Genomic DNA, 15,222 nt, shown 5'->3' with positions numbered 1-15,222 from the left:
TGCCTTCATTGCTGCGCTTACTTTTGAGCTACTAATCAAGAGCATGCTATCAAACAAGAAGAGCGCGCCGATTGGCGCGCTCTTCTTGTTTGATAGCATGCTCCCAAAACCTTGCCTCCGTTGTGCGGAACGGTTTTTAGGCAGCTGCATGTGAGCTATTAAGCTAACACTTTTACGTCGTAGCGGTCGAGCATCATCACCTTGTCCCACGCCTTTACGAAGGCTTTCACGAAGCGCTTGTGGCCGTCGTTGCCGGCGTACACTTCTGCTACGGCCCGCAGTTGGCTGTTGGCGCCGAACACGAGGTCGGCGCGGGTGGCGGTGAAGCGCTGCTTGCCGGTTTCGCGGTCATCGAGCGAGAAGGCCATGCCTTTGGCGTCCGTTTTCTTCCACTCGAAGTCCATGCTGGTGAGCACCGTGAAGAAGTCGTTGGTGAGCACGCCCACGCGGTCGGTGAAGATGCCGTGCGCCGAGTTGTCGTGGTTGGCGTTCATGGCCTTCAAGCCGCCCATCAGCGCCACCCATTCCGGGGTAGTGAGCGAGAGTAGCTGGGCTTTGTCGAGGAACATCACTTCCGGGGCCACGTCCTGCGAAATGGCTTCAAACTCGGGGTCGAGGTAGTTGCGGAAGCCATCGGCCACCGGCTTCAGCCACGTAAACATCTCAATGTCGGTGAGTTCCTGCGTGGTGTCGCGGCGGCCCGGCGTGAAGGGAACCGTTGTGGTGAGGCCTGCATCGGCCGCCGCTTTCTCGAGCGCGGCGCAACCGCCCAGCACTAGCAGGTCGGCCAGCGACACTTGCTTGCCGCCCGTTTGCTGACCGTTGAACTCTTCCATCACCGAGCGCAAAGCTGCCACTACTGGCACCGTACGCTGGTTGATAGCCCAGTCTTTCTGTGGGGCCAGCGCAAGCCGGCCGCCATTGGCACCGCCGCGCTTGTCGCTGCTGCGGTGGGTAGATGCCGCCGAAAAGGCGGTGTATACCAAATCAGACCCGGAAATGCCCGACTTCAGAATCGACTCCTTAAGCGCCGTGATGTCCGCAGCGTCCACCAGCTTGTAGTCGGCCAGCGGGATGGGGTCCTGCCAGAGCAGGTCGTTTTCGTTGCGCTTCTCGGGGCCGAGGTACCGCTCGCGCGGACCCATGTCGCGGTGGGTCAGTTTGTACCAGGCCTTGGAAAATGCTTGGGTGAAGGCGTCGAAGTCGCCGAGGAATTTCTCGCAGACCTTGCGGTATTCGGGGTCTTCCTTCAGGGCAATGTCGGTGGTCATCATCATCAGCGCGTTCATCTGGCCGGGGATGTGCGCGTCGGGCGTTTTGGGGGCGTTCTTGTCCACCGGGGTCCATTGCAGGGCGCCGGCCGGACTCTTGGTTACCTCCCAGTCAAATTTGAACAGGTTGATGAGGTAGTCGTTGTCCCACTGGGTGGGGTTCGGCGTCCAGCTGCCTTCAATGCCGTTGGTCATCGTGTCTTCGGAGTGGCCCTTGCCCCGGGGATTGTTCCAGCCAAAGCCCATCTGCTCCATGGGCGCAATTTCGGGCTGGGCCCCGATTTCGGCCGCCGGCACCATGCCGTGGCTCTTGCCGAAGGCGTGGCCGCCGGCAATCAGGGCCACGGTTTCCTCGTCGTTCATGGCCATGCGGCTGAACGTAATCCGGATATCACGGGCCGAGCCCAACGGGTCTCCCTTGCCGTAGGGGCCTTCGGGATTCACGTAAATAAGGGATTGATAGGAAGCTGCCAGCGGGTTTTCCAGGTCGTAGTCGGCATCTCCGTTTTGGCCACGCCAGCGCTTGTCGCGCGTCACCATGCTGTCGGGCGTGTTCACTTTCGTGCCGTCCCACACTTCGGGGCCCCAGTACGTGCTGTTGTCCACCTCCCAGGCATCCTGGCGGCCGCCAGCAAAACCGTAGGTGGGGAAGCCCATGATTTCCAGCGCACAGTTGCCGGTCAGCACGATGAGGTCGGCCCAGGAAAGGGCGCTGCCGTACTTCTGCTTGATAGGCCAGATAAGCCGGCGCGACTTGTCGGTGTTGCCATTGTCCCACCAGCTGTCGACGGGCGCAAAGCGCATCATCCCCTCGCCGGCGCCCCCGCGGCCGTCGGCAATGCGGTAGGTACCGGCCGAATGCCAGGCCATACGCACCATCTGCGGCCCGTAGTTATTGTAGTCCGACGGCCACCAGGCCACCGAAGTGGTCAGGAAGCCCTTGATTTCCTGCTTCAGTGCCTCCAGGTCGATGGTATTGAACGCTTCGGCGTAGTTGAAATCCTCGCCGAGCGGATTGGCCTGTGGGCCGTTCTGCTGCAGCTGCTCCACCTTCAGCCGGTTGGGGTACCAGTCGGACAGCATAGGTGGCGTACCTGTTGCCCCGCCGATGCTGTCGCCGCCGAAGGGGCATTTACCGCCCATTTCAAAGGTGTCGGTGTTGGTTTTGTCGTTAGCTATGTGAAGCATATGGAGTTTGTTGTTGGAAGATGGAATACAGGCTGCCGCTGATAGGGATGCTGAAGCTTTTAAACAGCAGTATGCAGCGTAAGGTTGTGCTTCGCCGATGAGGACGGAGCCGGCGTTGTGGTGTCTGAAGGAAGGGGGGAGTTTCGGGCAGGGGCTGCCAGCGGCTGTTTGCATCGGTTCTTGCCGGCGGGCACAAGCCGACATTAACGGTGGCCGGTCGACGCTGGGGCTATACTTTCCGTACCTCTCCATCAAAGTATAGCCGCTCAACCACGCCAACAATGAACGGCTCATCCTTGAAGGCCTGAACACGATGTTGGTGTACCAGGAAACGTATATAGAAGCTGTTTAGGAAGTCAACTAGAACGTCATGCTGAGCTTGTCGAAGCATCTCTACTGCTTTGTAGTGGGGCGTTCAACGAAGCAGTAGAGATGCTTCGACAAGCTCAGCATGGCGTTCATTTAAATAGCAGACACTTCCTAAACAGGTTCATAATGACGGCTACTGGGTTTCGGCCGCGCAGGTACAACAAGGCCGGCGACAGGAAACTATTTGAAGCCGAAGAACTTGTCTACAGAAATATAGAAGCTGTTTAGGAAGTCAAAGGACCGTCATGCTTCATCTGGTGTCCGCGGAGCCGAAGCATCTCTACCGCTTCGTAGCAGTCGTTAAACGAAGCGGCAGAGATGCTTCGGCAAGCTCAGCATGACGGTCTGATTGATTCCAGGTACTTCCTAAACAGTTTCATAAAAAGCACACTCGTTCTTCGTAAAGATTACCGTAATGAACAGTTCATTTTTAACAGCATTAGTCATGAGCAGCTTGCTTATTTTTGATTTCAGCTCCTCGGCAGACTGGTCGGTGTGGGAGATAGAGAATGATGTGGTAATGGGGGGGAGGTCTTCCAGCCAGCTCTCGCGAAGCGAGGCGGGAAATGCGGTTTTTACCGGCACTGTTTCCCTGGAGAATAATGGCGGATTCGCTTCTATGCAATACCATTTTGCCCCCCGAGATGTAAGCGGCTACAACAAGGCCTGCATTCGCCTGAAAGGAGATGGAAAAGAATACCAGTTCAGAATAAAAGCCAGCCTGAAGGAAAAGGCGTCTTACATCCATACCTTCCAAACCAGCGGAGAATGGCAGGTTGTCGAGATTCCACTCAACCAAATGGAGCCTACCTACCGGGGCAACAAACTGGATCTGCCCAACTTCAACGCCAGTGAAATTCAGGAAGTCCGGTTTTTGGTAGGGAATGGGAAAGCAGAGCGTTTCAGGCTGGAAATAGATAAGATAGAATTACAGTAAAGCGTGGCGCGCTCTGTAGCGGTACGTCATTCGCAAAACCGCCCAGGCAAAGCCAGGAGCACACGCGTATGGTCAGCGCGAGGCCCCCGCGGCCGGTCAGTTGTCTCTGACGTTGTTTTTCGTTTCTGAAGCTACTAGAAAGTGCCTGTAAGTAATCAGAACGCCATCTTCGGCAAGCGGACGCCAGATGAAGCAGGACGTTCTTTCGACTTTCTAAACAGCTTACCTATCTGTGGTGCGACCCCGTATGCGTAAAAAAACGAAACACCTTGGCTGGCTGGTCGTCGGTTTTATGGGGTTGTTGCTGCTGGCCGGGGCCGCCTTTGCCGGCCTGAGTCCGCAGTTCGGCGGCACGCCCACCAAGGCCGAAAAGGTGCGCTACTGCCATAGCGGCCACTATGTAAAGGGCGAATTCCAGAACCAGATTCCGACGGAGCTGATGACCGGCAGCAGCATGGCCGAGGTGATGTGGGAGTTCGTGTTCAGGAAAACGCCCGGCAAAAATCCGACCGGCCCGCTGCCCATGCAGCTGCTCGATTCGCTGAGCATAGCGCGCAAAACCCCTGAACTGCTGCGCGTAACGTGGTTCGGTCACTCGGCCAGCTTGCTCGAAATAGGAGGGCAGAACATCCTGCTCGACCCCATGCTGGGCCAGGATATGGGGCCGCTGAGCTGGGTTACGCCCAAGCGCTACAACCCCCGGGTGCCCATTTTCGCCGCGCAGCTACCGCCCATCACGGCTGTGCTTATCTCCCACGACCACTACGACCACCTCGACTACGAAACCATTCGGCAGCTGCGGCTCAAAACCCGGCTGTTTGTGGTGCCGCTGGGCATTGCCGCCCACCTGCGGGCCTGGGGCGTCGATACGGCCCGCATCCGCGAGCTGGACTGGAACGACTCGGTGCAGGTGGCGGGCCTGACCATCATCAGCACCCCGGCACGGCACTTTTCGGGCCGCGGGCTCACTAACCGGAACGCTACTTCCTGGAGTAGCTGGGTAGTGAAATCGGCCAGCCGCCGCGCCTTTTACAGTGGCGACGGGGGCTACGGCCCGCACTTCGCCGCCGTTGGCCGCCGTCACGGCCCCTTCGATGTGGGCCTGCTGGAATGCGGGCAGTACGACCCGCACTGGGCCGACATTCATATGCTGCCCGAGCAGAGCGTGCAGGCCGCCCGCGACGTACGCGCCGCCGTGATGCTGCCCGTGCATTGGGGCGCTTTCACCGAGGCCAACCACCCCTGGGACGAGCCGGTAAAGCGGGCTACGGCGGAAGCCACTCGCCTGGGCCAGCCCATTACCACACCCAAACTGGGCCAGCCCGTTACGTTCGACGGCCGCCCGCTGCCCCAGGCGCGCTGGTGGGAGTAAGGGCAATAGCGTTTTTAGTGGATATTTGAGCCGCAAAAGGTGCAGGGCCACTGCGGGTGCTGCTTTTCGGGTGGCTTAATTATCAACTCCTATGAGAAATTTCGGCGTAAGCCTTGTACTACTAGCCGCCGGATTGCTGTTCGGCCAATGCAGCAACGACAGGAATGGTGTAGACCCTAAACCTGATTACGACCAGGTTAGCCGGGAGCTGATGATCCGGCTGAGTCCGCAGTTGCTGGGTACTTGGCAGCTGCGCCAGCTTCGGGTACAGGCATCGTCCGAAAACAGAATATTTCAGGTGGGCGCAGGTATCCGGCGCGACACCGTACTGCAGAATTTCGCGATGCTCACCATCCGGCCCGCCGCAGTCCCATCCTCCAGCCTGCCAAACCCGCAGTACCCGGATTTCGAGGGCGACTTGCTGTTTCGGGGAAGGCAATACCCGGTTCGGTTTACGGCGCTGGCTTCGCCCACCCGCGTGGTGAATGGCCAGGGGCCCCAGGCTTTTTTTGCGCTCCAGCTCAATTTGGCCCCAGGGTCTTACCCGCCCGATACAGACCGAGAGTACCTGCAAAATATTGGGCTTACCAGCGACAGTTTCACGTTGGAAATGCTGGCCGGCGAGCAGGCCATGATTTGGCGTGGGCTCAACCGGGGCATAGTGAAAATCGAGCTTCAGAAACAATAGCCCTGGCTGTTTGGGGCGCGCGCTACCCTGCGCTTGCGCTCCGACAAGCCTACCCCAACTTCTTCCGCAGCACTTGCAGCACCAGCGGCGCGGCTTGTAGCGGCACGCCGAAGCGGGTATCAGTAGGGAAGGCGACGGTTTCGGGGGTGCGCCGGTAGCCCAGGCGCTCGTACCAGGCCAGCAGCTCGTGGCGGACGGAAATAACGGTCATGCGTACGGCGGTGCAGCCCAGGGTGCGGGCGTGGCTTTCGGCGGCCTGCACCAGCTGCCGGCCGATGCCGCCGGCCTGCAGCGTGGGCTCGACGGAAAGCATGCCCAGGTACAGCTCGGCGCCCTGCTGCTCTAGAAACACGCTGCCCACCAGCTCATCGTCGGTAGCGCGCCGGGCCAACAGAAACTGCGCGTTGGGTTTTTCGAGCTGGTCGCGCAGGTCGGCTTCGTCGGTGCGCTGGCCGGCGAGCAGGGCGGCTTCGGTGGTCCAGCCCTGCGCCGAGGTTTCGCCCCGGTAGGCGCGGTTGACGAGGCGGTTGAGGGCCGGCAGGTCGGCGGCAGTGGCGGGGGAGAAGCGGAGCATGAGCGGCGGGCAGAGGACGGAGTAGCTGATGTGGCGGGGAGGGCGCAGGTACGAAAGTAAACAGGCCGGCGGAACAAGCAGACCAGATGAAGCCCACAGCACCACCATCGGCCGGCTTCCACCGCCGCCTGCTCCACCGCGCCTTTCGTAACTTTGCCCCAATACCCAACCCCCGCCCATGACCTTCGAAACCGTTCCCGCCCCGGAAATCGATTTGACTGCCCACCAGGCCTCGCCCGAACTGCTGCGCCGCGCCTACCGTCTCATGCGCACCGGCGACGAGCTGGCCCGCCTCTACGAGGAAAACAAGGCCGTAACGGCCAAATACGTGCACGCCACGGCCCGCGGCCACGAGGCCATTCAGCTGGCCGCCGCCGCCTGCCTCGGCCCCCACGACTACACCGCGCCCTACTACCGCGACGATTCGATGCTGCTCGGCATCGGCCTGCAGCCCTACGAGCTCATGCTCCAGCTCATGGCCAAGCGCGACGACCCGTTTTCGGGTGGCCGCACGTACTACTCGCACCCTTCGCTGCGCCGGGCTGGCTTCCCCACTATTCCGCACCAGAGTTCGGCCACCGGCATGCAGGCTATTCCGGCCACCGGCGTGGCTCAGGGCATCAAGTACCTGGAAAGCCAGAACGTGGGCCTGCTGCAGGCTGATCCCCGCGACTCCTCCGAAAGCGGCCAGCCCGCGCCCGGTTTGTATAGCTCGGTGCCGGCTGGTGAGCATAGTGATAAACCCCTGGTGATTTGCTCGATTGGCGACGGGGCCATGACCGAAGGCGAGGTGAGCGAGGCCCTGCAGATGGCCGTGCTGCACCAGCTGCCCATCATTTTTCTGGTGCAGGATAATGACTGGGGCATTTCGGCTACCGGCCGCGAGATGCGCACGATGACCGCCTACGAGTTTGCCGCCGGCTTTAAAGGCCTGCACCGTTTGCAGACCGACGGGGCCGATTTCCTGGCCAGCTACACCACCATGCAGGAAGCGGCCGACTACGTGCGGCAGCGCCGCGGCCCGGTGCTGGTGCACGCCAAATGCCCGCTGCTGGGCCACCACACCAGCGGTGTGCGCCGCGAGTGGTACCGCGGCGACGACCTTGCCCAACACACCCTGAACGACCCGCTGCCGCGCTTCCACGAGCAAATGCTGGCCCTGAGCTTTGCCGAAACCGAGCTGCAGCAGCTGGCCGACGAAGCCCGCGCCACCGTACAGGCCGACTACGAGCGCGCCCTGGCCGCCCCCAACCCCGACCCGGCCACCTTTGCCGACCACGAGTTTGCCCCGCCGGCCGTAACCGAGGAAACCGGCGAGCGGGCCCCCGTCGGCGCCGAAAAGGCCCTGATGGTAGATGCCGCCCTGCACGCCGTGGATGACATTCTGCGCGAGTTTCCCGAGGCCCTGTTCTACGGCCAGGATGTGGGCGGCGAGCTGGGTGGCGTATTCCGCGAGGCGGCCCTGCTGGCCAAAAAGTACGGCGACGCCCGGGTGTTCAACACGCCTATTCAGGAGGCCTACATTATTGGCAGCACGGCCGGCATGAGCGCCGTGGGGGCCAAACCCATCGTCGAAATCCAGTTTGCCGACTACATCTGGCCCGGCCTCAACCAGCTGGTGGAAGAGCTCAGCAAGTCGTGCTACCTGAGCAACGGGCAGTTTCCGGTGCAAAGCCTGATTCGGGTGCCCATTGGGGCCTACGGCGGGGGCGGGCCCTACCATTCGGGCTCCATCGAAAGCACGCTGCTCACCATCCGGGGCATTAAGGTGGTGTACCCCAGCAATGCCGCCGACATGAAGGGCCTGCTCCGCGCCGCCTTCCTCGACCCCAATCCCGTGGTGCTGCTGGAGCACAAGGGCTTGTATTGGAGCAAGGTGCCCGGCACCGAGGAAGCCAAAACCGTGGAGCCCGCCGCCGGCTACGTTATTCCCCTGGGCAAGGCCAACATCTTCCAGGCCGCCGACGCGCAGAAGCTCGAAAACGGTGAAACTTGCGTGGTCATCACCTACGGCATGGGCGTGCACTGGGCCCGCACGGCCAGCCGGCAGTTCCCTGGCCAGGTCGAAATCCTGGACCTGCGCACGCTCAACCCCCTCGACTGGGACGCCGTGCAGGCGGCCGTGCGCCGCCACGGCAAAGCCTTGGTGCTTACCGAGGAGCCGCTGATGAACTCCTTTGCCGAGAGCCTGGCCGGCCGCATCCAGCGCCACTGCTTCCGCCAGCTCGACGCACCCGTGTTCACCCTCGGAGCCGCCAATCTACCCGCCATTGCCCTCAACGTGGAGCTGGAAAAGCAGATGCTGCCCAACCCCGACAAAGTAGCCACTGCCCTGGCCGAGCTGCTGGGGTACTAGGTCGGAGAGGGGCCGGTTCATGAAGCCCAACGGCATCAGTTTCTAACTTCTGGCATCATCAGCCAACGAAAAGGCCCGTCATCCTGCAACAGGATGACGGGCCTTTTTCTAAACACGAAGCACTGATGGCCAAGTGCTAAGCTTAGTTTTTCACCAGCTTCAGCACCTGCGTGGTGTTGTGGCCACCAATGCGGAGCAGATACACGCCTTTCGCCAGTTGCTGGGTCGGCAGTACCTGCTGCTGGCCGCCGTTGGCCGACCATTCGGCCACTTTACGGCCTTCCGCGCTCAGTACCTCTACGCGGTAAGGGCCGGTAGGCAGCGCCTCCAGGTCGAGGGTGACATGGGCACTGGTGGGATTGGGGAACAGGCGTACTGCCGTGGTACTGCCCTGGCTATCGAAGCGCACCGTTTTCACGTCCGAGCGGGCTACCGTACCGTCGAGGTCAACCTGAAGCAGGCGGTAGTAGCGTAGACCGGCTTGCGCACCGGCATTCTTGTCGGTGATGCGGTAGTCGATGTGCTGGGTGCTGGTGCCGCGGGCCGGCAGGGTGGCCACCGGCACGAAACTGCTGCCATCACTCGAGCGCTCCACCACGAAGCTGGCGCTGTTCACCTCCTGGGCCGTCGTCCAACTCACCAGCGCGTCGCGGCCCACAGCCTGCGCCGCAAACTCGATCAGCGTAACAGGCAGCGGAACGGCTTTGGTTGTGGTGCGGAAGATGGCTTCGCTGCCAGCCGCGCCCACGAGCGGGACCGTGGAGGGCGCGCCGCCATAGGCCGGATCGTAGAGGTCGACGAGGCCGTTGAAGTTGTCGTCGTGGTAGGTAGCGTCGCCGATTTGCAGGAAATTGGGGGTGCCGTTACCATCACGGTCCTGCAGAAAAACCGAGTTGAGCACTGCGTTGGGGCTGCCCAGGACATAGTAGCTGGCTTTGGCGGGGTTGGCCAGCGCAAAAGCCCTGGCCTTGGCCACCAGCTCGTCGCCGGCAAAGCCGTTGCCGTTCGTATCGAAGCCCTCGGTCCAATCGGCGGTTTGCTCGGCAATTGGCCGGCCGCTTTTACCCGCGTTGTCGCCGTCCGAGTCGCGGTCGAACATATCCGCCGCCCCTACATTATCGGTGTTTACCACCGTTGTAATGGCTCCGGCCCCTTCGTAAGCGTCGCGGAGGCCATTGCGGTTGGCATCGGCGGTGAAATTTGCCTGCTCCTTACGGGCGTAGTAGGTGCTGGTCGTCTGCGCCTCAATTTCGTCGCTGATGCCGTCGTTGTCCGAGTCGAGGTCGAGGAAGTTGTAGTTGCTGACCGTTTGGGAGTTGGCAGTCCGGGAGTCGGCGTCGTTGTCGCCGAGCGTGTACTTGCTCACGCCGTTTTCTGTAGCCACGCTGCCGTTGGAGTTGTACGTGATAACAGCTTTGATGGCATCGGGCAGGCCGTTGGTGCCCACGCTGGAAGCGGTAGTGGAGTTGGCGGCGACCATAAACCGGGCTTGCGCCGGGTTGTAGGCGCTGGTTTTCCCGTTCTGGGCGAAAGTTTCGGAAGGATTGCGGTTGCCGCCGGCCTCAAAGGCATCGGGTAGCCCGTCGCCATCGGCATCCAGGTCGAGGTGGTTGGGCAGCCCGTCTCGGTCGATATCGAAAATATCGTTGATGCCATCGGCATTCACGTCGCGGAAAGCACCTAGTACCGGGTGCTGATAAGCGGCATCTAGATATATGAGTACGCCGTCGCCGCCGTTCGTTACGGCCACCCCATTGGCCGTCTGGGTCTGGGGGTTGAGGCCGAACGTTTCAACTACGTCCAGAATCCCGTCGTTGTCGTCATCAATGTCGATATTATCGGCAATGCCGTCACCGTCGAAGTCACAGTTGAAATCGAAGGTGTATACCTGCTCGGCAGCGGCCGAAATAAAGCCGTAAGTCCACGTGTTCACTGTGTAGTTGTCGCCGCCCTGGCCTGTATTCGTGCCCGTCCAGCGGTGTACACCCGGCGTCGAGATAACGCCATCGGCGCGAAAATTGCTGCCGTCGATGGTGTTGGGGGTAGCAGAGAACCGAGTCGTAGGCAGGTTACGGTCGTCCCAGTACAGGCGGTCGAAGAAGCGGTTATCACCCTGCGAAGGCCGCACGTTCTGCACCCGCAGGCCGTCGGTATTGCCCTCCACATCAAAGAGCGGAAAGTTAACTGGGGCCCCGTTGCTGACGAAAGTCAGGCGCAGGGTGGTGCCGGCGGGCACAGGATTGCCCGCGCTGTTGAGGCCGTTCCAGAACACGGTGGCTGGTACATTGGCCGCAACGGTCTGCTCAATGATTACGTCGCTACCATCCTGTACGCCGTTGTTGTTGATGTCGATGAGTACTGACGTAGATCCGGCTTCTTCGCTGAGAGTAGTGAAAGCAGCCGACCCCCGGCCGGAAATGGGGTTGCAAAAGGGCTGCACCGTGCGGCTGAATACAGGCAGCGGAGCACTAGGCCAAATGAGCGGGTCGGGGTCGTTGACGAAATTGTCGTACTCGGGGTAGGTCTGCTCGCTGGTCTGGCTTTTGCGTGCGTCGGCGAAAGTGCCGGTGCGGCTGGTCCCGTTAGCGTTGCTCACGAAATAGAAGGCATAGGGGTTCATGCCAGCCAGCTCCACCTCTTTCACGTAGTAGCGGCCCGGCTGGCGCACGCTGGGCACCAGCGGATACAAGCTAAAGGTGGCCGACAGGCGGTTATTGAAGCCCGCCGTGGTAAAGGACCAGAACTTGCTGTGCAGCCGGCCCGGTATTTCCTGGCCCGAAGCGCCATCGTTGGAGCGTACCGTGAAATCCCAGAAGTCATACTGCGAGATTTTCTGGGTCTGGCTCATGGATTCCTCGCCGGTTTGTGTGAACTCCACCCAGAAATCCCGCGCCACAGTCGTGTTATTAGTGTAGGTAAGGGGTGTGTAGCCCGTAGTGGCCGACGCTGTGCCCGCCACGGCCGGCCCCGCCTGGGCCTGGGCCGCGTCGTTAATCACGCCTGCCCCGGGGGCTAGCAACGAGCGGCGGGTGTTGCCGGTGGCCGTGCTAAAGGGCAAAGTGTTGGTGGCAGCCTGCGCTTCGGTTCCGTTATCGTCGTATTTGAGGGTCAGAATTAGGTTGTTCTGGTTGCCACTGCCATTCTCGCTCGCAATCCGGTGTACCCCATAAAACAGGGTTTCGCCGGGCTTTAGGCGCACCTGCAGCCGGTAGTCGGTGCTGAAGGGGCGGCCGGTACCGCCGCTCCAGGTGGCGGGCTTCAAAAAACCCTGCGACTGGTACTGGCCGGATACGATATTGTTGAAATCGTGGGTCAGGTAGCCGGCCCGGGTATTGGCCACATTGGTCAGGGCCACTGTTGGGTTGGAGTTGGGCGTCAGCTGCTTCGAGCCCTCGGCCCGCACCAGGCTGGTAGGCAGGCACAGCAGTAAGCCAGCCGCCAAGCGGAGTAATGGTTGTTTCATCAGCAAGAAATGGAAAGGAGGCAGGGGGATATTCCGGAATGCTGCCTAAATGGGCAGTTCTGGAACAACAGGCCGAAGCCGGGGCAACGAGCAGGCTGCAGGCGGGCTATAAATAGTACTAAACCCGTGTAGCTAAACTCGACGAAAGGCAAAGTATGACCGCCAAATGTACTGATTCAGTCGATAAAAACTAATAAGTGCCGGGTGTAAGTTATTTTTTGCTCGTTGGCGTATGGAATAGTGGGCTGGGAAAACAGACTGAATTATAAATATTTTTGTATTTAATAAGTATTAAAAAAATAATATAAATAGAAAAAGCCCCGCCAAGCGGGGCTTTTCTGCAAAGCGGATGTCAGATGGGGCAGAAAATTAAAATGGATACCCGATGCCCAGGTTGAAGGCGGTCTGGTCTTCGCGGAAGCTGAAGTTGCGGATAGCCCACTTATTACCGGGGGCACTGGGGTCGTACACCTTGGTGGCAATGTCGAGGCGCATAATCAGGAAGCTCAGATCGAAGCGGAAACCGAAGCCCGAGCCCACTGCGAACTGCTGATAGAACTTGTTGAAGCGGAACTGCGCCCCCGGCCTCGGGTCGGGGCGCAGGGTCCAGACGTTGCCAAAATCGGTAAATACGGCGCCTTTTATGAAGTTATAGAGCGGAAAGCGGTACTCAATATTGCCTTCGAGCAGCAACTCGCCGGGTTGCTCTAGGTTGAAGTCGCGCACCCGCTGGCCATCCACAATCAGCGGTTGGGTCGGGTCATCAGGGTCGAACTTATATTGCGTGAACGAGCCCGCGCCCAACCGGCGCGGCTTCCAGGCCCGCACACTGGAGCTGCCGCCCGCAAACAGGTACTTGTCGTAGGGTATCAGAAACGAGGTGCTGGTATTCTGGCTGCCGTCGCGGTCAATAGTCGTCAGCTGAGTCTTGCTCAGGGCTGCCACCGCTCCACCGGCCAGCCGGTACACCAGATACGAGTCGGAGGTGAGCTTGTAGTAGCGGCGGTAGTCGGCCGTAAACTTGGTGAAATCGTAGATTTTGAGGTCGCTCTGGCGCAGGTTGCGCGTATCGGTAAGCAGCGGCTGCTGCTGAAACAACCCCCGCCCGAGGCCGCCTACCTCGGCAAACAGGCGCAGGTAGCGCGCGTCGCGGGTCTCGTTGAAATCGTTGGAGTTGTAGAGGGAGGTAACGTTGAGGCTGGGAATGAGCAGGTTATCGAAACTGCGGAACAGGGGGGAGCCCTGCCGGATAAGCAGGTTCTGCAAAGTCGTCTGGAACGTGTCGCTGATGCTGGCCGTGCGGATAATGCTCAGGTCGATGGGCGTGAGCACGTATTGGTGGAAGGCCGAGCGCTGCCAGATGTAGTCGAAGGTTGCCTCGGCATTGGTGCGCGTGTAGTCGGGCCGGTCGACGTAGGTATAGGAGGCATTGATGCGGGTGCGCGGGTTGAACTCGCCCAGCCGCGGCCCCACCCGCCAGGGCACCAGAAACCGCGGCAGCACCAGGTTCACGTTGCCCCCCAGCTGGGTCGTCAGCTCGGAGCGCAGCTTTTCCTGAGTGTCGCTGCTTTGGGTGCCTGTTATGTCGTACTGCCCTTCGAAGCCGGCCCGCACCCCGAATTCCAGGATTTCGGCCCCGCCAAATACATTACGGATTTTCAGGCGCACATTACCGAATGGCCCCACTTCCCGGGCCACGTAGGTGCCGCCAAACTCCACGGTTTCCTGAAAACGCTTGGCCGGCGCTGCACTAATGGTGGCATCGAGCAGGCCTTGGGTCGAGTCGGCCGGAGCTTCCGCACCTCGCACTCGCCGGTAGGTAATGGTCGTGAAGCGGAACATATCCAGGCTGCCAAGCTGACGCTGGGTACGCTGGGTTTTGGTAAGGCTGTACGGCTCGTTGGGCCGCAGCGCCAGCTTACGGTCGAGGGCCCGCGGACTGATGCGGTGGCGATAGGCCAGGTAGTTAACCGAGTCGCGCACGAGCGTATCGCGGTTCTGGCCAAAGCGCACGAGACCCGCGTCGCTGATGAAATCGACGTGGCGCAGCGTGTAGCGCCGATGCTGCCCGCGGGGTGGGGCATCTACGAGCGTGCGCAGGCGCACGGTGGTAGGCCGGAAGCTGGTGTCGGCCTCGAAGGTGATGTACTGCTGCCGGAAATCGTAGTAGCCCTGGTTTTTGAGCAGCGTTTCCAGCCGGGCGCGCTCAGCCCCAATCACCTCCTCGTCGTACTGGTCGCCCTCGCGTAGCAGGCTCTGGGGCCGGGCCGTGCGCACCCGCTGGGCCACGGCCGAGTCGGCCACCTCATCATCGAGCCGCGAATAATGAAAAACGGGCCCTTCGTTAATGGTGTAGGTAACCGTTACGCGCTGCGAGTCGGTGGAGTAGGGCGGCTGCAGCGCCAGCAGCCGCAGCGGCGTAAACCGGCGCGAGGGCACGGTGTCGGAAACCGTAACGGAGCTGCGGAAAAAGCCTTTCGACTTCAGGTAGATGCCCAGCTGCTGCACCGAGGCCGCCGTGAGCGACGAATCGTAAACTACCGGCGGCTCGCCCAGGCGCATAACGGCGTTGCCCTTGTCGAGGGCCAGCCGGTAGCGGCGCTCCTTCTGCTCGCGCCGGCGCAGCAGCTTGCCCACCTGGGCCGAGTCGGTGGCAGCTTCAGCAATCTGGCGGGCGTAGTCGGCCCGGGTATCGGCCAGCTTCCCGGCAATGCGCTCGGGGTTATAAAACGAGCGGCCAAACTGGTAGATGGTTACCTTTGGCAGCGGAAAGCTGCTGTTGGGCTGCTGCTGCACCAGGGCCGCCAGCCGTTCGGCGTCGGCCTTATCGGTCCCCCGGATGTTGACGTCGCTCAGCAGCCGCTGGCCGGGCTCCAGCAGCCGCAGCGGCGAACAGCCCACCAGCCCGCCGCCAGCCAGCAGCAGGCCCGCTAGGGCCAGCCGCCGCAGCCGGGGCAGTTCAAATCGTTTTAAATTTCGCCCCAACAGGGCCTCAGAAAGTGCC

At 61.0% G+C, this 15,222-nt stretch carries 8 protein-coding genes; 4 read left to right on the top strand and 4 right to left on the bottom strand.

Translation table 11 applies throughout. From position 1 onward, the window contains the following. Positions 1 to 158: 158 nt before the first annotated feature. Positions 159 to 2,459 (bottom strand): catalase/peroxidase HPI, encoded by a 2,301-nt coding sequence (gene katG, locus HW554_RS14970; protein ID WP_176909384.1) that lies wholly within the window; start codon positions 2,457 to 2,459, stop codon positions 159 to 161. A 784-nt stretch (positions 2,460 to 3,243) separates the two neighbouring features. Between katG and HW554_RS14965 the strand changes: the two genes are divergently transcribed. The 3 genes from HW554_RS14965 (at position 3,244) to HW554_RS14955 (ending at position 5,825) form a co-directional block, all read left to right on the top strand. After that, a complete protein-coding gene (locus tag HW554_RS14965; RefSeq protein WP_176909383.1) occupies positions 3,244 to 3,765 on the top strand; it encodes a CIA30 family protein in 522 nt (173 codons plus the stop codon). Positions 3,766 to 4,012: 247 nt separating this feature from the next. Next, positions 4,013 to 5,137: an MBL fold metallo-hydrolase gene (locus HW554_RS14960; protein ID WP_218134737.1), complete on the top strand. Its 1,125-nt coding sequence runs from the start codon at positions 4,013 to 4,015 to the stop codon at positions 5,135 to 5,137. A gap of 91 nt (positions 5,138 to 5,228) precedes the next feature. Further along, entirely contained in the window at positions 5,229 to 5,825 is a 597-nt protein-coding gene (locus HW554_RS14955) for a hypothetical protein (protein WP_176909382.1), read from the top strand. A 49-nt stretch (positions 5,826 to 5,874) separates the two neighbouring features. On the opposite strand, the gene HW554_RS14950 is transcribed toward HW554_RS14955, so the two are convergent. Beyond that, positions 5,875 to 6,399 (bottom strand): GNAT family N-acetyltransferase, encoded by a 525-nt coding sequence (locus tag HW554_RS14950; RefSeq protein ID WP_176909381.1) that lies wholly within the window; start codon positions 6,397 to 6,399, stop codon positions 5,875 to 5,877. A 178-nt stretch (positions 6,400 to 6,577) separates the two neighbouring features. Between HW554_RS14950 and HW554_RS14945 the strand changes: the two genes are divergently transcribed. Further along, complete coding sequence (locus HW554_RS14945) at positions 6,578 to 8,755, top strand: alpha-ketoacid dehydrogenase subunit alpha/beta (protein WP_176909380.1); 2,178 nt, start codon at positions 6,578 to 6,580, stop codon at positions 8,753 to 8,755. Between the two features lie 142 nt (positions 8,756 to 8,897). Here the strand turns inward: HW554_RS14945 and HW554_RS14940 are convergent, their stop codons facing one another. Next, a complete protein-coding gene (locus tag HW554_RS14940) occupies positions 8,898 to 12,218 on the bottom strand; it encodes a T9SS type A sorting domain-containing protein (protein WP_176909379.1) in 3,321 nt (1,106 codons plus the stop codon). Positions 12,219 to 12,587: 369 nt separating this feature from the next. Further along, entirely contained in the window at positions 12,588 to 15,203 is a 2,616-nt protein-coding gene (gene tamL / locus HW554_RS14935; RefSeq protein WP_176909378.1) for a translocation and assembly module lipoprotein TamL, read from the bottom strand. Between the last annotated feature and the right edge of the window lie 19 nt (positions 15,204 to 15,222).

Origin of the sequence: Hymenobacter lapidiphilus, from assembly GCF_013377885.1 — a bacterium.
Classification (GTDB): Bacteria; Bacteroidota; Bacteroidia; order Cytophagales; family Hymenobacteraceae; genus Hymenobacter; species Hymenobacter lapidiphilus.
Note: the sequence above shows the minus strand (reverse complement) of the source record. Positions and strands in the feature narration are given on the sequence as shown.